The following is a 16878-nucleotide window of genomic DNA, read 5'->3' on the forward strand; positions in this document are numbered from 1 at the left end:
ATCAGATTGCGACTTTGGAGCTCCATATGAAATTTTTAGCCCCTTTTGCCCTGCTGACCGTCGCATGCTTCATGGCGACGCCGCTGCTGGCAGCCGAAGAAGCAACCCCGCTGACCGGCTGCGCCGCCAAGCGCCAGGCCATCAGCACCCAGATCGAACAGGCCAAGGCCCATGGCGACAGCGCACAACAGGCCGGCCTGGAGAAAGCCCTGAGTGAAGTCACGGCCAACTGCAACGACGCGGCGTTGAAAAAGGAACGCGAAAACAAGGTGCTCGACGCCAAGCATGACGTCAGCCGCCGTCAGGCCGACCTCGACAAGGCGATGAAAAAAGGCGACGCGGACAAGATCAACAAACGCAAGGACAAACTGGCCGAGTCGCGCAAAGCACTGCAGGATGCGGTGGAAGAACTCGACCAGTAAACCGGTCAGTGGTCCCGGAACTGCTTATGACAGGCGCTGCAGGCATCTTCGACTTTCTGCACTGCAGGCGAAAGGTTACTGGCCTTGTAAGGCTGCACCTGGCTTGCGATCACCAATTCACCGGTGGCCGCTTCGAGGTCGCGGGCCATTTGCTGGAATTGCGCCTGTTTTTGCCAGACGTCGTCCTTGGCGCTGGTGTGGTCTTCCTCACGCACGCTCGGAAAATGCTTCCATGGCTCATGGGACAACGCATCGAGCTTGACCGCGCCTTCGGCGAACTTCGCGCCGTCGAACGGGATGCGCCCACGCAACATGCCACCCAGGTCTTCGCCGGTCTTGAGCATTTGCTTGAAGATCGCTTTGCGCTGGCCCAGGGGCGAATTCGGATCAACGCCGCCACAGGCGGACAGCGCCAGGCAGGCCAGCAGTACAACAGTCAGTTTTTTAAAAGTCATGGTGGCTTCGAGGTCACGGGAAACGGCGGCCAGTATCCTCGCCCCACCCGCAAAGACCAATAGCCCTATTAACGATAAGGGTTGCCCAAACGCGTCGACGCACGGGCAATCGCTTCAGGAATTGCTTGTATGAATATCGCTTTGAAACCCTGGAGCCGCCGTCTGGCGTGGGCTCTACCGATGATCGCGGTGCTGGCCGGCTGCGATGCGGGCAAGGACACGCACAAAGATGAAACAATCAAACCCCATGCGGTGGCCACCTATGTGAACGCACCGTGGGAAGCCCTGCCGGCGGTGTCCGACAGCGAACTGCTGGCCGGGTTTGAGTCCTGGCGCAGCGCCTGCCAACGCCTCAAGGCTGACCCGGTGTGGGGCGCGACCTGCGCGGCGGCAACGGCGGTGCCAGGCGATGCCGCGGCGGTTCGCGGTTTTCTCAAGGAACGCCTGGACGTATTCGGCCTGCGCTCGGCCGACAACACACCGAACGGCCTGATCACCGGCTACTACGAACCCGTCTACCCCGGCAGCCTGACCGAAACCCCCACCGCCCATGTGCCGGTGTACGGCGTGCCGGACGACCTGATCATCGTCAACCTCGAAAGCATCTACCCGGAACTCAAGGGCAAGCGCCTGCGCGGCCGCCTGGAAGGTCGTGTGCTCAAGCCGTATGACGACGCCAGCACGATCAACGGCCAAGGCTCCACCGCCAAGCCGATCGCCTGGCTGACCGACCCGATGGACCTGCAGTTCCTGCAGATCCAGGGTTCGGGGCGGATTCAACTGGCAGGCGGGCGCCAATTGCGCATCGGCTATGGCGACCAGAACGGCTACCCCTACCGCCCCATCGGCCGCTGGCTGGTGGAGCAAGGCGAGCTGAAGAAAGAAGACGTGACCATGGGGGCCATCGGCGCCTGGGCCAAGGCGCATCCGCAGCGCATTCCGGAACTGCTGGCGAGCAACCCCAGCTACGTGTTCTTCAGCGCCCGCCCCGACAGCAACGAAGGCCCTCGCGGCTCGCTGAACGTGCCGCTGACCGCCGGCTACAGCGTGGCGGTGGATCGCAAGGTGATTCCGCTGGGCAGCCTGCTGTGGCTGTCGACCACACGGCCGGACGGTGCGCCGATCGTGCGCCCCGTCGCCGCGCAGGATACCGGCGGCGCAATCACCGGCGAAGTGCGCGCAGACTTGTTCTGGGGCACAGGGGCGGCCGCAGGCGAACTGGCAGGGAATATGAAGCAGCAGGGGCAGATCTGGATGTTGTGGCCGAAGGGCGCCGCATTACCCCAGGTACCGGATGCCCCGGCCGGCACCTGACAGACGCTGATCGACAGTGTGGGGCAAGCCAGCCCCCACACTGCGGCAAGCGTTAGATCGAGACGAAGAAGAAACTCGCAATCAGCGCCATGCCCACCGCCCACACCAGCGAGCGCAGGATGGCCCAGTCCGCCAGGTAGCAGATGATGTACAGCAGGCGGCTGGTGATAAACAGCACCGCGAGGACATTGATCGTGACCAGTTCGGCGGTGCCGGCCAGGTGCGCGATGATCACTGCGGCAGCAAACGCCGGGGTCACTTCAAAGCTGTTGAGTTGCGCGTTATGGGCGCGTTTGGCGAAGCCTTCCAGGGTATCGAGGAAGGCACGCGGGTCATGGTTCTGCCGTGGCCCGAACTTGCCGCCACTGAATTTGGCCACACCGGTACACAGGTACGGCAGAAAGATTGCGATCAATACACACCAGAAAGCGACAGTCATCACTCATTCCTTTTTTGGTTTTATCAAGGCGATCAACGCTTTATCACGAACATGCCGATCCGCATCCAGCCACAGGCTCTGCGCCCAACCGCATGGCCCAAAGCACTCAAGCGTAGCTCATCAAAACGCACACCCCCAACCGCCATGGGTTCCGTGTCGGCAGCGCGTTGATTCTGCCGCTCACTGATCCTTATTGATCCGCTGCGGGTGCCTCGGGTCCGCTGCAACCTTACCCGGCAAGCTGCTTTCGCTGCGGATCTGCGCATGACTGATCAGCGCAAAGATACAACTGCCTCCAATGATATTGCCGGCCAGGGTCGGCCCGGCGAATATCAGCCAGAAATCCTTCCACGGCAGTTCACCGGCAAATACCAGGTAAGACACTTCCGCCGAGCCGACCACGATGTGGGTGAAATCCCCCAGCGCCATCAAGTAGGTGATCAGGATGATGATCCAGAGCTTGGCGCTTTCCATCGACGGAATCATCCACACCATGGTGGCGATCATCCAACCGGAAACGATGCCCTTGGCGAACATCTGGCCGGGGGCGTTTTCCATGACTTTGCGTCCGATCTCAAGGAAGGCCTGGTCGGTCCTGGTATCGAAGATCGGCAGGTGCAGCATCACATAAGCCACCAGCAAGGTGCCGCACAGGTTACCCACCAGCACCACCGTCCACAGCCGCAGCAAGCGCCCGGCATTGGCCAGGGTCGGTTTGCTCATCACCGGCAGCACTGCGGTCAGGGTGTTTTCGGTGAACAACTGCTGACGCGCGAGAATCACCGCCAAAAAGCCCGCGCAGTAACCGAAACTGGCAATGACTTTGAACCCTTCACCGTCCGGCAGGCGCGAGTTGAGCAGGCCCATGCCCATCAGTGACAGGCCCATGGTCAGGCCGGCCGCCAGCGCCGACCACCACAATGCCGCCACCGTGCGCTCCAGTTCCTGGTCGCCCTGGGTGCGGATGATTTCATGCAGCACCGCCGCGCGGGGTGGCTGGTTCTTGTCGACGTCGTGCTGCTCTTCCTTCGACAGGTTGGGGGTCTTGCCGTCGTCGTGCGTGGCCATGATGCTCCAGAGTCCAAGGGGTACCTGTAGCTACGACAGGCTGGAGCGATGGCTGTTCAGTGGCCTGGCAACTAAACCGGAATGCGCCAGGCCTTGGCCATCTCCACCGTGGTCGAGCTGAACGGTTTTGACCAGGGCTTGTTGCGCGCGCCGTAGTGCCGAATGATCTCGTCGAGCACCCGGTTGAACGCCGCGGGGGTGGTCGCCTTGGCCAAATCCGCCGCAGCGCGTTGCAGCAGGTCGACATTGGCGTCGGTCTGGCCTGGCCGGTACAGCGATGGGTAGATGACCTCGCGGGTGAAGTTTTCGGCCTTTACCGCGATGTCGCGCCGTTTCATTTCGGCGACCGCACTGGCCATGACGCTGGACATCGGCGAGGCGCCCGAAGTCTGCTTGGCCGCCACCTGCAACAACTGCTGAAAATTGCGCTGCCCCGCGGCATTCAATCGACGCCCCAGCCACTCGACGTGCTCAGGCCGACTGGCGAGCGCATCCAGGTTACGCAGCGCGGCAGACAGCTCAGGTGTGAAGATCAGGGTGTCGTGGGCCTGGTTCACCTTGGCAATGGCACTGTCCAGGGTTTGCAGCGCTTGTTGTGCGTTCTGTCTGAACATCAACACCGCGGCGGCGGCCGGGTCTTTCTGCAAGGTTGCCTGCGCACTGGCCAGCATCGCATCGTCCATTGCCAGCACCGCGTCATCCAACGAGGCGAACGTGTGATGCTCGCGCACCGTGTCGCGTTGTTCCAAGTGCGCCGCCACGGTTTTGCGCGCCTGTGCCTGCAGATGCTGCTTGTCTTGCGCGCTCATGGTGAAATTCACGGTGCCGTTGAGCGTGCCGCGAAAGTCCCCCTTATCCGTCTTCAGCGGCAGGACCACGGTCTGCTCGGCAAACGCCTTGAGCCGCTCATTTTGATAGGCCTCGGCGGACGCATGGGGCGTTCCGGTCAGCTTGTCGACGAGGCTGCTGAAAAAACCGCCGCCTTTTTTCGGCGTCGCTGCGTCTTCGGCTTCAAACTTGACGATCAGAGACTCGTGCTGGCTCAACGGGCTTTCTGCAAACGAGGGCTCGATCACCCCGGGGGCCGGCGTGTTGAGCAGCAGGCCACCGTCCTGGAATGCAGTGGCTTCGGCGGTTTCCTGGAAGGCATGCCCCTGCTCGGCAGGGCGCTTGAAAAGCACCGGCAACGACGCCGAAATGTGCGCGGCGCGGGCGATGTCCATGTCCGGGGTCAGGCTGGCGTTGAACGTCACCAGTTGCGGGCGGCCGTCGAACATCCCAGTGCCGGTGATATTGAGCGGTTTGATCGCCGGGATATGTCGGTTCAACACCTCAAGATCGCGAAACGTCGGAGCCTCGCCGGCGCTGAGCCGGTCGGCGATTTTCATGACTTCGCCAGGCCGGGTGGCCCTTGGCGTAGCGGCGATATGGGCAAGGACCGATTGGCGCGACTCATCGCGCAGCAATTGCTCCAAGGGACGCGCCTCGGTTTGCAGGCGCGGCATCATGGTCAGCAACAATTGAGAGATATTGCCCGCCGGGCCTGGCAAGCGCCTGGTGAGTTTGCCCAGGCGAGCACTGGCCTCTTGCAGCCAGGCTGTCAACGGGTCGTCGCTGTTCAACAGGCTCGGCAGGTCGATGCGGTTCGATAGCTTGCCGAAGACCTCGGCGTTCATGCCGCTGGCGAGCAACGAGGCAGAAATCGCGCCGGCGGATGAGCCGGAAATAACCTGGATACCTTGCAGCTTCCCACTGTCCTCCAGCGCCTGCACCATTCCCGGATAGGCAATGCCTTTGGCACCTCCGCCGCTAAGCACCAGATGGCTGGGCGGTGGCGGCGACAACACCACCTCCACCTGGCCGTCAATATTGCGGGAAAGACTCAGTTTGCGCGGTCCCGCGGCCTCAACCAACGTGGTTTTCACGTCTTGGCTGAGGGGGGCTTGCGATGACTGGAGCGAAAGCGGCTGCATCTGCTCAGCCGGATTGGACGACACTTTCATACATAGGCTCTCGATACAGAACGTAGTCCTGAGTCGTGAGAAAGCCTGGGAAAGATCCACGCGGAATGATTTGGTAAAGCAATCAAACCGCTGTGCGGTTACGCAGGAGGGCTGTCTTCCTTGAACTGGTCTTTCACGTATTTGATCTCGGTCCGGCCGTGAGGCGCGGGCAAACCGTCTTCGCCGAGGTTGACGAAGACCATTTTTTCCACGGTGAGGATGCTTTTGCGGGTGATCTTGTTGCGCACTTCACAGGTCAGGGTGATGGAGGTGCGGCCGAAATCGGTGGCGGTGATGCCCAGCTCGATGATGTCGCCCTGGCGCGAGGCGCTGACGAAGTTGATTTCGGAGATGTACTTGGTCACCACGCGCTGGTTGCCCAATTGGACAATCGCGTAGATGGCTGCTTCCTCGTCGATCCAACGCAGCAGGCTGCCACCGAACAGGGTGCCGTTGGGGTTGAGGTCTTCAGGTTTTACCCATTTGCGGGTGTGGAAGTTCATGGTCACTCCAAAGCGTCTTGCCGAATGATGGGCAATATCATGGCAGAGCCTGGGCGCAAGCTCTATGCGCCATTGCCTATCGCCCCCATGCGGGATCTTCATATCGCCGACAGAAAGGCTTGGGAAGTGCCGCGTACACAGCTATAATCGCACCCGCTTCAAAACGGTCATCTTCAGTTGATACCGTTCTCCCGCCACCTGTCCGAGGGGCGCTGCAGCAGGTTAGACCTGTCAGGCTCGGATGGGGCGTTGTCCGGCCTGGTTGTCCTGGCCTGATACTAAACGCACAACGGCGCCCATTCGCACACTACGAATGGAGGCTCTTCATGAGCGCTGTAATTACGCCTGCAGATTTCAACGACTACAAAGTCGCCGACATGTCCCTCGCTGCCTGGGGCCGTCGCGAAACCTTTATCGCCGAATCCGAAATGCCTGCCCTGATGGGCCTGCGTCGCAAGTACGCCGCTGAGCAACCGCTCAAGGGCGCGAAGATTCTCGGCTGCATCCACATGACCATCCAGACTGCCGTGTTGATCGAAACCCTGGTTGCCCTGGGTGCCGAAGTGCGTTGGTCGTCCTGCAACATCTTCTCGACACAAGACCAGGCCGCCGCCGCCATCGCTGCTGCCGGTATCCCGGTATTCGCCTGGAAAGGCGAGACCGAAGCAGAGTACGAATGGTGCCTGGAGCAAACCATCCTGAAAGATGGCGCGCCTTGGGATGCCAACATGGTCCTCGACGACGGCGGCGACCTGACCGAGCTGCTGCACAAGAAGTACCCGCAGATCCTCGACCGCGTCCACGGCGTGACCGAAGAAACCACCACCGGCGTACACCGCCTGCTGGACATGCTGGCCAAGGGCGAGCTGAAAATCCCGGCCATCAACGTCAACGACTCGGTGACCAAGAGCAAGAACGACAACAAGTACGGCTGCCGTCACAGCCTGAACGATGCGATCAAGCGCGGCACCGACCACCTGCTGTCGGGCAAGCAAGCCCTGGTGATCGGCTACGGAGACGTTGGCAAGGGTTCGTCCCAGTCCCTGCGCCAGGAAGGCATGATCGTCAAGGTCTCCGAAGTCGACCCGATCTGCGCCATGCAAGCCTGCATGGACGGTTTCGAAGTGGTTTCGCCGTTCATCGATGGCATCAACGATGGCAGCGAAGCGAGCATCGACAAGGCCCTGCTGGGCAAGATCGACCTGATCGTCACCACCACCGGTAACGTGAATGTCTGCGATGCCAACATGCTCAAGGCCCTGAAGAAGCGCGCCGTGGTGTGCAACATCGGTCACTTCGACAATGAAATCGACACCGCTTTCATGCGCAAGAACTGGGCATGGGAAGAAGTGAAGCCACAGGTACACAAGGTTCACCGTACCGGCTCGGGCGATTTCGACCCGCAGAACGACGACTACCTGATCCTGCTGGCCGAAGGCCGCCTGGTAAACCTGGGTAACGCCACTGGCCACCCAAGCCGCATCATGGACGGCTCGTTCGCCAACCAGGTACTGGCGCAGATCTTCCTGTTCGGCCAGAAGTACGCCGACCTGTCGCCGGCCCAGAAAGCCGAGCGTCTGACCGTGGAAGTGCTGCCGAAGAAACTCGACGAAGAAGTGGCCCTGGAAATGGTCCGCGGCTTCGGCGGCGTGGTGACTCAACTGACCAAGACCCAGGCCGACTACATCGGCGTGACCGTCGAAGGTCCGTTCAAGCCGCACGCTTACCGCTACTAAGTAACCAGCTCCACCTGCTCTAACCTGTAGGAGCGAGCTTGCTCGCGAAAAACCCAACGGCACCGCGTACAGCCTGTTTGACGCGTTATCGTTGACGTTCTTCGCGAGCAAGCTCGCTCCTACAGTGCAGGTGGGTTGCACAGTCGGCTTCTGAGTTTCCAAGGGTATTACCATGTCCCAAGACCGTCGCTACAGCTTCGAGTTCTTTCCGACCAAGACCGATGCTGGGCATGAAAAACTGATGGCGACTGCCAAGCAGTTGGCCAGCTACCACCCCGACTTCTTCTCCTGCACCTACGGCGCTGGCGGCTCGACCCGTGACCGCACGATCAACACCGTGTTGCAGCTGGAAAGCGAAGTCAAAATTCCCGCCGCGCCGCACTTGTCGTGCGTGGGCGACAGCAAGGCCGACCTGCGCGCCCTGCTGACCCAATACAAAGGCGCCGGCATCAAGCGCATCGTCGCCCTGCGCGGTGACCTGCCATCCGGCATGGGCATGGCCAGCGGTGAGCTGCGCTACGCCAACGACCTGGTGAGCTTCATCCGCGAAGAAAGCGGCGATCACTTCCACATCGAAGTGGCCGCTTACCCGGAGATGCATCCACAGGCGCGCAACTTCGAAGACGATCTGCAGAATTTCGTGCGCAAGGCCAACGCCGGCGCCGACAGTGCGATCACCCAGTACTTCTTCAACGCCGACAGCTACTTCTACTTCGTCGAGCGTGTACGGGCCATGGGTGTGAACATCCCGATCGTGCCAGGCATCATGCCGATCACCAACTACAGCAAGCTGGCGCGCTTCTCCGACGCCTGCGGTGCTGAGATCCCACGCTGGGTGCGTAAGCAACTGGAAGCCTATGGCGACGACGTCAAAAGCATCCAGGCATTCGGCGAACAGGTAATCAGTGAGATGTGTGAACAATTGTTGCAAGGTGGTGCGCCAGGGCTGCATTTCTATACCCTGAACCAGGCTGAACCTAGCCTTGCCATCTGGAACAACCTCAAGCTGCCACGCTGAAGTTTGCCCGGCTGTGCCAAGGCCCTCGTTTCTACGAGGGCCTTTGTCGTTTTACATGCCCACGGAACCCAGCAGTCCATGAATACAGTCCCCACGACTTCCCGCCCGCAACTGGTGTATCTGGTTTTCGGTGCCCAGACCTACCATCAGGAAGCCGTCTTCAGTATCGCCAGCGCCTTGGCTTTTCTGCAGGACACCCCGGACGCCGTCGTGGACATCCAGGTATTCAGCGACAACCCCGAACCCTATCGCCTGCTGCCGGTACGCGTGCGCCCGCTGGACGACGCCACCCGCAAACGCTGGAGCGAGCCCCATGGCTATCACTTCCGCACCAAACACGTGGTGCTGCGCCAGGTGCTGGAAGAGTCGTCGACAGCCCTGCTGATCGACACCGACACCTTCTTCCACCATTCGCCCACAGCCCTGTTCGAGCGCGTGCAACCCGGCACTCTGCTGTGCAACGCCTTCTACACCAAGTACGGCGACAATCACGAAAGCATCCTCTATAGCGCCTTGCACCAGCACCTGCTGGACATGGGCGTGGCCGACGATGACATGATGACCCTCAACTCCGGCGTCATCGGCCTGACGCAACAGGACGCGCACATCCTCGATCGCTCCATCGAGTTGATGGACGAACTGTTCCCCCACGCCCAGGGCGCCTACACCCTGGAAGAGTTCTGCCTGTCGATCGCCGCCTACCGCACCGTGAATGTGCGCGAGTGCCCGGACCTGATCCACCATTACTGGAGCCGCAAGCAGCTGTTCCGCGCCAAGGTCAAGGCGTGGATCGCCAAGCATGCGGCCGCCCCCACCAGCGCGCAGGCCCTGGCCGACACGCGTCAGGTTTCCTCGCACCTGCCGCGCCCGCCGCGCTTGCAGCGCCTGATGTACAAACTGATCACCCTGCTCTTGCCCAAGCACCAGCAGCAGTTCATCCGCGAAGTTCTCTACGGTTGCTACGAGCACGAGAACGAGTTCGACCAGGCGTGTGGCCCGGTGTGGTGGGACAAGGCGCGGCAGAATCAGGAAGAGCGCCAGCAACGTCCGCTCGACGCCCACCAACTGGAGCACTGGTTCGCCAACCCGGTGGTCAGGCTGATTCTGGGCGAGCGGCGCAGCGCGATCTACGAACACTTGATAACCTCGCCCGCCAAATAACGATCCTTGCAGATGCGCGTGCCAGAGCTTCTCTTTCATTCAGGAGCATCGTAACCTCAGGCCATGTCCGCCCTTCTGAAGCTGTTGACTGCGACTCTTTTTACTTGCCTGAGCCTGGCCGCTCACGGCGAGAAATTGCGCATCGTCACCGAACCGTGGGCGCCTTACGTGTATGACGACAACGGCACGATGCGCGGGCTGGACTATGAAACCACGGTGATCGTGTTCCAGCGCCTGGGCGTCGATGTGCAGTGGCAATTCCTGCCGTGGAAACGCTGCCTGGCGATGCTCGAACAAGGCCACGCCGACGGCGCGCTGGACATTTTCCACAGCCATGAGCGCGATGCCCTGCTGCTGTACCCCAGCGAACCGCTGTCGGAAGTGGAGTTCGTGCTGTTCTACGCCAATGAGCGGCCCCACCCGGTCCAGACCCTCGACGAGTTGCGCGGGCTGACCGTGGGCACCTCGCCGGGTTACCTGTACGGCGCCGAATTCAGTGAGTCCAACATGTTCCAACGCGAGCCGGCGCCGAGTCATGAAGCGAACTTCGGCAAATTGCTGCTTGGCCGCATCGATCTGCTGGTGACTGACCGCAGGGTCGGCCAGCATGTGATCGCGGCCTTGGGCCTGGAAGGCCAGGTCAGCCAGGCGCCCGCCGTGATCCGCCGCCAGCAGCAGTTCCTCGCCGTGCGCCGTGGCGCGGGCATGGACCTGCTGGTGCAGCGCTTTGCCGCCGAACTCAAGCGCTTCAAACAAGAGCCGGCCTACGCCGCCTTGAGTGCCAAATATGGTGGTATTCAAAGCGCAGCGGCGCCGATTACACTGCACGAACACACCGTTGAGCAGCAGGAAAGCAGCGCGCGGTGATTGCTCTGTTATACTCGGACCTTCCCGCCAGGCTTACGCCCGGCCGCTGAGGTCTTGAAAAAGACACCCAACCCAGCTACTGCGCAGCTTTGCGGCCCGCGCGAGCCATTGGAGTGTCCGCCAGACGCAGCAGGACCGGACGGGGTTGCGCTCCCCTAAGCGCCATTCACGCCCGGCAAGATTATCCCTTTGGGCCAAGCCCTAACTAAAACAGGATTACTCATGTCCTTTGCTTCCCTCGGTCTCTCCGAGGCTTTAGTCCGCGCCATCGAGGCAGCGGGCTATACCGAGCCTACTCCGGTGCAACAGCGGGCTATTCCCGCCGTGTTGCAAGGTCGCGACCTGATGGTTGCGGCTCAGACAGGTACTGGTAAAACCGGCAGCTTCGCCCTCCCGATTCTGGAGCGGTTGTTCCCCAATGGTCACCCGGACAAGTCCCAGCGTCATGGCCCGCGCCAACCGCGCGTACTGGTCCTGACCCCTACCCGCGAACTCGCCGCCCAAGTGCACGACAGCTTCAAGCTGTATGCCCGCGACCTGAAGTTCGTCAGCGCCTGCATCTTCGGCGGCGTCGGCATGAACCCACAGGTTCAGGCCATGTCCCGTGGCGTTGACGTCCTCGTCGCCTGCCCGGGTCGCCTGCTCGACCTGTGCGGCCAAGGCAGCGTCGATTTGTCCCACGTGGAAATCCTCGTGCTCGACGAAGCCGACCGCATGCTCGACATGGGCTTTGTCCATGACGTGAAAAAGGTCCTCGCCCGCCTGCCGGCCAAACGTCAGAACCTGCTGTTCTCGGCAACGTTCTCCAACGACATCACCGCCCTGGCCGGCAAGTTGCTGCACAACCCGGAGCGCATCGAGGTCACGCCGCCGAACACCACGGTCGAGCGTATCGAACAACGCGTGTTCCGCCTGGCCGCCAGCCACAAGCGTTCGTTGCTGGCGCACCTGATCACCCACGGCGCGTGGGAACAGGTGCTGGTGTTCACCCGCACCAAGCACGGCGCCAACCGCCTGGCCGAGTACCTGGACAAGCACGGCCTCACCGCCGTCGCCATCCACGGCAACAAGAGCCAGAACGCGCGCACCAAAGCGCTGGCCGACTTCAAGGCCGGTGAAGTACGCATCCTGGTGGCCACCGATATCGCCGCACGCGGCCTGGATATCGACCAACTGCCGCACGTGGTCAACTTCGAGCTGCCTAACGTCGACGAAGACTACGTACACCGTATCGGCCGTACCGGCCGTGCCGGTCGTTCGGGCGAAGCCATCTCCCTGGTTGCGCCGGACGAAGAAAAACTGCTGAAAAGCATCGAGCGCATGACCAAGCAGAAAATCGCCGACGGCGACCTGATGGGCTTCGATGCCAGCACCGTTGAGGCCGAGAAGCCTGAGGTGCGCGAGCGTCCGGACGTGCGTAACCCACGCAACCCACGCGGTCCGAAGGGCGATGGCCCGAACGGCGGCGGTGGTGGTGGCGGTCGTCGCGACAAGGGCAAGGACAAGGGCGGCAAGGAAAAAGCGTCGACCAACGGCCGCGGCGAACGCCCGGCCCGCGAGCAGAAGCCCCGCGAAGGCACCCCGGCCCGCGAACAGCGTCAGCCGAGCCAGCCAAGCCAGCCGCCACGCGCCAGCGCCGACCGCGCGCCGGACGAGTTCCTCGACGACGATGTGGATAACTTCGGTAACCGCGTCGACTACGTGCCCCAGGCCAAACCGGCCCAGGGCCGTGGCCGTCGTCCAGGCGCTCCGGCTCCGGGCGCTGGCACTGGCGCACCGCGTGGCGGCCAGCCACAGGGCGCGCGTCAGAACGGCCCGCGCAACAGCAGCGGCGGCACCACCGGTACGCCACCGGCCAAGCGCAGCGGCCCGCGTAACGGCGCACCGCGTGATGGCCAGGCGCGTCGCGAAGACTCGCGCAGCAACAACCGCCGCCCGGCCCGTGACGACCAGCCACGCTTGTCCGAGCCAGCGGTGCAGAACCCACGCGGCGGCCCTGCGCCGAAGATCATCCACAAGGAGTCGAAAGCCGACCGCTTCCCGACACCAGAGCAGCTGGATCAGTTGCCAGGCCGTCCTCGTGGTGAAAAACCAGCGCTGCTGACCCGCAACCGCGAAGCATAAAAAAAAACCCGTATCGCGAGATACGGGTTTTTTTGCCTGTAGGAGCGAGCTTGCTCGCGAAGGTCGTCAACGATAACGCTGGCAGCCTGAAAAAACGCGGTGTCTCTACGTTTTTCGCGAGCAAGCTCGCTCCAACAAGTGAAGCGTTACTTCGCTTTCACACCTTCAAACGTCACGTACAGCTCAACATTGTTGGACGCTGGGCCCAGGTCCATCTGCTTGCCGAAGTCTTGGCGATTGAAGCTGGTGGTGCCTTCAAAACCGGCACGGTAGCCGCCCCATGGATCCTTGCCTTCACCCAGGAAGGTGGCCTTGACGACGATCGGCTTGGTCACGCCGTGCAGGGTCAGGTCGCCGGTCACGTCGGCAGTGACTTGGCCCGCAGCATTCTTACCGGTGGTTTTAACACTGGTGGAGACGAACTTGGCATCGGCAAACTTGCCAACGTCCAGGAAGTCTTTGCTGGAGATGTGCTTGTCACGTTCAGCGTGGTTGGTGAACACGCTGGCGGTGCGGACGTTGAACTCAATCTTGCTGTCTTCAGGCTTGGCGGCATCGAAGCTGAACTTGCCGTCCAGGTCCTTGAACGTACCGGTGATGAAGCTGTAGCCCAAGTGGCTGATCTTGAAGTCGACGAAGGCGTGCTGGCCTTCTTTGTCGACAACATAGTCAGCGGCCATCACCTGGCCTGCGGACAGCAGAGCAGAACCGATTGCCAGAGCAGCGAGTGTCTTTTTCAACATGCTTTCTATTCCTTGTGAGTCGAGGTTGAACATCAGGCTTTGCGCCCCAGCATTCGCGTGAGGGTCGCATCACGATCGATAAAGTGGTGTTTCAACGCGGCCACGCCGTGCAGGCCGGCGAAAACCACCAGCACCCAGGCGAGGTACAGATGCACCACGCCTGCGGTGTCTGCCTGGTCCGGCAAGCCGGAAACCAAGGCAGGAATCTCAAACAGGCCAAACACCGGGATACCCACACCGTCCGCGGTGGAAATCAGGTAACCGGCGATCATCACGGCAAACAAGCCGACATAAAGGAACCCATGGCCAAATGCAGCACCGATCCGCGTCAGCCGGCTGTAGCTGGCCAGCGCCGGTGGCGGCGGGCTGATCAGGCGCCAGACGATACGCACCAGCATGATGGCGAACAGCGTGATGCCTATGCTTTTGTGCAGATCCGGCGCGTCTTTGCGCCATGCGCTGTAGTAGTCGAGACCGACCATCCACAAGCCCAGGGCGAACAGACCAAACACCACCAGGGCCACGCCCCAGTGCAATACCATGCTGACCCAGCCGTAGCGGGCTGGTGAGTTACGTAGCTGCATGTACTTAATCCCGTAAGAACTGTGCTCAAGACTAACGATTTACCTATCGAATTAAAGCGCAATTTTTTGCTTTGAAATATCGAGAAATATGATCATAAGCCTAGGCACAATACGTTAACGAGGGATTAAGACTATTCCTAAGAAACGTGACAGACCGTCCTGTGTTTACTGCGAATTGCCCCACAATGGCTTGTGACACGGGCCTCCATTGCATAGGCTTGCGCGATTGTTTCGCCTGCGCCGGGCGCAGGACCGCTTCGAGGAGATAGACGATGGGCTTGAACAACCAGTGGATGCAACGCGACCTTGCGGTGCTGTGGCATCCCTGCACCCAGATGAAAGACCACCAGCAACTGCCGCTGATCCCGATCAAGCGCGGTGAAGGCGTGTGGCTGGAAGACTTCGAAGGCAAGCGCTACCTCGACGCCGTCAGCTCCTGGTGGGTCAACGTGTTCGGCCACGCCAACCCGCGCATCAACCAACGCATCAAAGACCAGGTCGACCAGCTGGAACACGTGATCCTCGCCGGTTTCAGCCACCAGCCGGTGATCGAACTGTCCGAGCGCCTGGTGGCGATGACGCCCGCAGGCCTGACCCGGTGCTTCTATGCCGATAACGGTTCGTCGTGCATCGAAGTCGCGTTGAAGATGAGCTTTCACTACTGGCTCAACCGCGGCCTGCCGAACAAAAAACGCTTCGTCACCCTGACCAACAGCTACCACGGCGAAACCATCGCCGCGATGTCGGTGGGCGACGTGCCGCTGTTCACCGAAACCTACAAAGCGCTGCTGCTCGACACCATCAAGGTGCCAAGCCCGGACTGCTACCTGCGCCCCGAGGGCATGAGCTGGGAAGAACACTCGCGCAACATGTTCCTGGCCATGGAACAGACCCTGGCGGACAACCACGACACAGTCGCCGCCGTAATCGTCGAACCGCTGATCCAGGGCGCCGGCGGCATGCGTATGTACCACCCGGTATACCTCAAGCTGCTGCGCGAAGCCTGCGACCGCTACGGCGTACACCTGATCCACGACGAAATCGCCGTGGGCTTCGGCCGCACCGGCAGCATGTTCGCCTGTGAACAGGCCGGCATCCGCCCGGACTTCCTGTGCCTGTCCAAGGCCCTCACCGGCGGCTACCTGCCGCTGGCGGCGGTGGTCACCACCGAAGATGTCTACAGCGCCTTCTACGACGACTACCCGACCCTGCGTGCCTTCCTGCATTCCCACAGCTACACCGGCAACCCGCTGGCGTGCGCGGCGGCCCTGGCGACCCTGGATATTTTCGAAGAAGACAACGTCATCGAAAACAACAAGGCCCTGGCCCAGCGCATGGCCACGGCCACCGCGCACCTGGCGGACCACCCCCATGTGTCAGAAGTGCGCCAGACCGGCATGGTGCTGGCCATCGAGATGGTCCAGGACAAAGCCACCAAGACCGCCTACCCCTGGCAGGAGCGCCGTGGCCTGAAGGTGTTCGAGCACGCCCTGACGCGCGGCGCGCTGCTGCGGCCGTTGGGCAGCGTGGTGTACTTCCTGCCGCCGTATGTGATTACGCCGGAGCAGATCGACTTTTTGGCGGAAGTGGCCAGCGAAGGGATCGATATCGCCACCAACAGCAAGGTGAGCGTTGCCGTGCCCAAAGACTTCCACCCAGGCTTTCGCGATCCAGGTTGATTTGCCCTTCAAGCTTTGTATTTTTTCCAGAGAACAGACATGAGACTGTCCCGCTTTTTCACCGACACCCCGCTGAGCCTCGGCGATCACGAATTGCCTGAAGCCCAGGCGCACTACATCAGCCGCGTGCTGCGCATGGGCGAAGGCGATGCCGTGCAATTGTTCGACGGTTCCGGCCAGGAGTTTCGCGGCACGTTGCTGGAGGTCGGTAAAAAACACGTCAGCGTGCAACTGACCGAGCAATTCGCCGGGCAGGCCGAATCGCCGCTGCACATTCACCTCGGCCAGGGCCTGTCCCGCGGCGAGCGGATGGATTGGGCGATTCAGAAAGCCACCGAACTGGGCGTCAACGCCATCACGCCGATTTTCAGCGAACGCTGCGAAGTGCGCCTCAAGGACGAACGCGCCGACAAACGCCTGCTGCACTGGCGCCAGGTGGCAATCAGCGCCTGCGAGCAATGCGGGCGCTCGACGGTGCCGGTGATTCATCCACCGCTGCTACTGGCCGATTGGCTGAAGCAGACCGAGGCGGACCTGAAGCTGGTGCTGCACCCGGTGGCCGAGCCGATGGTCAGCCATGCCAAGCCATCGAGCCTGGCGTTCCTGATCGGGCCCGAAGGCGGCTTGACCGACCCTGAAGTCGACACCGCCCAAGACGCCGGCTTCCACGCCGCCCGCCTCGGCCCGCGCGTGTTGCGCACCGAAACCGCGCCGGTCGTCGCGCTGGCCGTCGCCCAACAACTGTGGGGCGACTTCTGACCG

General features: G+C 61.6%; 16 protein-coding genes and 1 riboswitch. Of the genes, 9 read left to right on the plus strand and 7 right to left on the minus strand.

All coding sequences use genetic code 11. The features are described from left to right. Nucleotides 1–26: 26 nt before the first annotated feature. Complete coding sequence (locus tag JN756_RS29910) at nucleotides 27–422, plus strand: DUF1090 domain-containing protein (RefSeq protein ID WP_046381783.1); 396 nt, start codon at nucleotides 27–29, stop codon at nucleotides 420–422. Between the two features lie 5 nt (nucleotides 423–427). Here JN756_RS29910 and JN756_RS29915 read toward each other — a convergent pair whose 3' ends face one another. Further along, on the minus strand, nucleotides 428–877 hold the full coding sequence (locus tag JN756_RS29915; RefSeq protein WP_017844962.1) for a c-type cytochrome: 450 nt from the start codon (nucleotides 875–877) through the stop codon (nucleotides 428–430). 129 nt (nucleotides 878–1006) lie between these two features. On the opposite strand from JN756_RS29915, the gene mltA reads away from it, so the two are divergent. Then, nucleotides 1007–2191 (plus strand): murein transglycosylase A, encoded by a 1185-nt coding sequence (gene mltA / locus JN756_RS29920; RefSeq protein ID WP_046381782.1) that lies wholly within the window; start codon nucleotides 1007–1009, stop codon nucleotides 2189–2191. Between the two features lie 52 nt (nucleotides 2192–2243). Here mltA and JN756_RS29925 read toward each other — a convergent pair whose 3' ends face one another. The 4 genes from JN756_RS29925 to JN756_RS29940 all read right to left on the minus strand — a co-directional run bounded on the left by JN756_RS29925 (nucleotide 2244) and on the right by JN756_RS29940 (nucleotide 6204). Then, nucleotides 2244–2630 (minus strand): MAPEG family protein, encoded by a 387-nt coding sequence (locus JN756_RS29925; RefSeq protein WP_046381781.1) that lies wholly within the window; start codon nucleotides 2628–2630, stop codon nucleotides 2244–2246. Nucleotides 2631–2810: 180 nt separating this feature from the next. Next, nucleotides 2811–3698, minus strand: coding sequence for a formate/nitrite transporter family protein (locus JN756_RS29930; RefSeq protein WP_057003940.1), 888 nt, complete (start codon nucleotides 3696–3698; stop codon nucleotides 2811–2813). Nucleotides 3699–3769: 71 nt separating this feature from the next. Continuing rightward, a complete protein-coding gene (locus JN756_RS29935; RefSeq protein WP_201021620.1) occupies nucleotides 3770–5701 on the minus strand; it encodes a patatin-like phospholipase family protein in 1932 nt (643 codons plus the stop codon). A gap of 98 nt (nucleotides 5702–5799) precedes the next feature. Then, nucleotides 5800–6204: an acyl-CoA thioesterase gene (locus tag JN756_RS29940; protein WP_017844967.1), complete on the minus strand. Its 405-nt coding sequence runs from the start codon at nucleotides 6202–6204 to the stop codon at nucleotides 5800–5802. A gap of 198 nt (nucleotides 6205–6402) precedes the next feature. Continuing rightward, nucleotides 6403–6509, plus strand: a riboswitch (S-adenosyl-L-homocysteine riboswitch). 21 nt (nucleotides 6510–6530) lie between these two features. Here JN756_RS29940 and ahcY point away from each other — a divergent pair. The 5 genes from ahcY to rhlE2 all read left to right on the plus strand — a co-directional run bounded on the left by ahcY (nucleotide 6531) and on the right by rhlE2 (nucleotide 13110). Further along, nucleotides 6531–7940, plus strand: coding sequence for an adenosylhomocysteinase (gene ahcY / locus JN756_RS29945; RefSeq protein WP_017844968.1), 1410 nt, complete (start codon nucleotides 6531–6533; stop codon nucleotides 7938–7940). Nucleotides 7941–8112: 172 nt separating this feature from the next. Continuing rightward, nucleotides 8113–8958, plus strand: a complete 846-nt coding sequence (gene metF, locus JN756_RS29950; protein ID WP_017844969.1) for a methylenetetrahydrofolate reductase [NAD(P)H] — start codon at nucleotides 8113–8115, stop codon at nucleotides 8956–8958. Nucleotides 8959–9036: 78 nt separating this feature from the next. Further along, nucleotides 9037–10119, plus strand: coding sequence for a hypothetical protein (locus tag JN756_RS29955; protein WP_046381779.1), 1083 nt, complete (start codon nucleotides 9037–9039; stop codon nucleotides 10117–10119). A gap of 63 nt (nucleotides 10120–10182) precedes the next feature. Then, a complete protein-coding gene (locus JN756_RS29960; protein WP_057003943.1) occupies nucleotides 10183–10986 on the plus strand; it encodes a substrate-binding periplasmic protein in 804 nt (267 codons plus the stop codon). A 222-nt stretch (nucleotides 10987–11208) separates the two neighbouring features. Beyond that, nucleotides 11209–13110 (plus strand): RNA helicase RhlE2, encoded by a 1902-nt coding sequence (rhlE2, locus tag JN756_RS29965; RefSeq protein ID WP_201021621.1) that lies wholly within the window; start codon nucleotides 11209–11211, stop codon nucleotides 13108–13110. A 146-nt stretch (nucleotides 13111–13256) separates the two neighbouring features. On the opposite strand, the gene JN756_RS29970 is transcribed toward rhlE2, so the two are convergent. Further along, nucleotides 13257–13853 carry a YceI family protein gene (locus JN756_RS29970; protein WP_017844972.1) on the minus strand — a complete coding sequence of 199 codons (597 nt, stop codon included), beginning with the start codon at nucleotides 13851–13853 and terminating at the stop codon, nucleotides 13257–13259. A 32-nt stretch (nucleotides 13854–13885) separates the two neighbouring features. Continuing rightward, nucleotides 13886–14437 (minus strand): cytochrome b, encoded by a 552-nt coding sequence (locus tag JN756_RS29975; protein WP_017844973.1) that lies wholly within the window; start codon nucleotides 14435–14437, stop codon nucleotides 13886–13888. Nucleotides 14438–14709: 272 nt separating this feature from the next. Here JN756_RS29975 and JN756_RS29980 point away from each other — a divergent pair, with 272 nt between their 5' ends. Both JN756_RS29980 and JN756_RS29985 read left to right on the plus strand, forming a co-directional pair. Beyond that, nucleotides 14710–16116, plus strand: coding sequence for an adenosylmethionine--8-amino-7-oxononanoate transaminase (locus JN756_RS29980; RefSeq protein ID WP_046381777.1), 1407 nt, complete (start codon nucleotides 14710–14712; stop codon nucleotides 16114–16116). 39 nt (nucleotides 16117–16155) lie between these two features. Further along, nucleotides 16156–16875, plus strand: a complete 720-nt coding sequence (locus JN756_RS29985) for a 16S rRNA (uracil(1498)-N(3))-methyltransferase (protein ID WP_017844975.1) — start codon at nucleotides 16156–16158, stop codon at nucleotides 16873–16875. Nucleotides 16876–16878 lie beyond the last annotated feature (3 nt).

It is taken from the genome of Pseudomonas sp. Y39-6, from assembly GCF_023651955.1.
GTDB classification, from domain to species: Bacteria; Pseudomonadota; Gammaproteobacteria; order Pseudomonadales; family Pseudomonadaceae; genus Aquipseudomonas; species Aquipseudomonas veronii.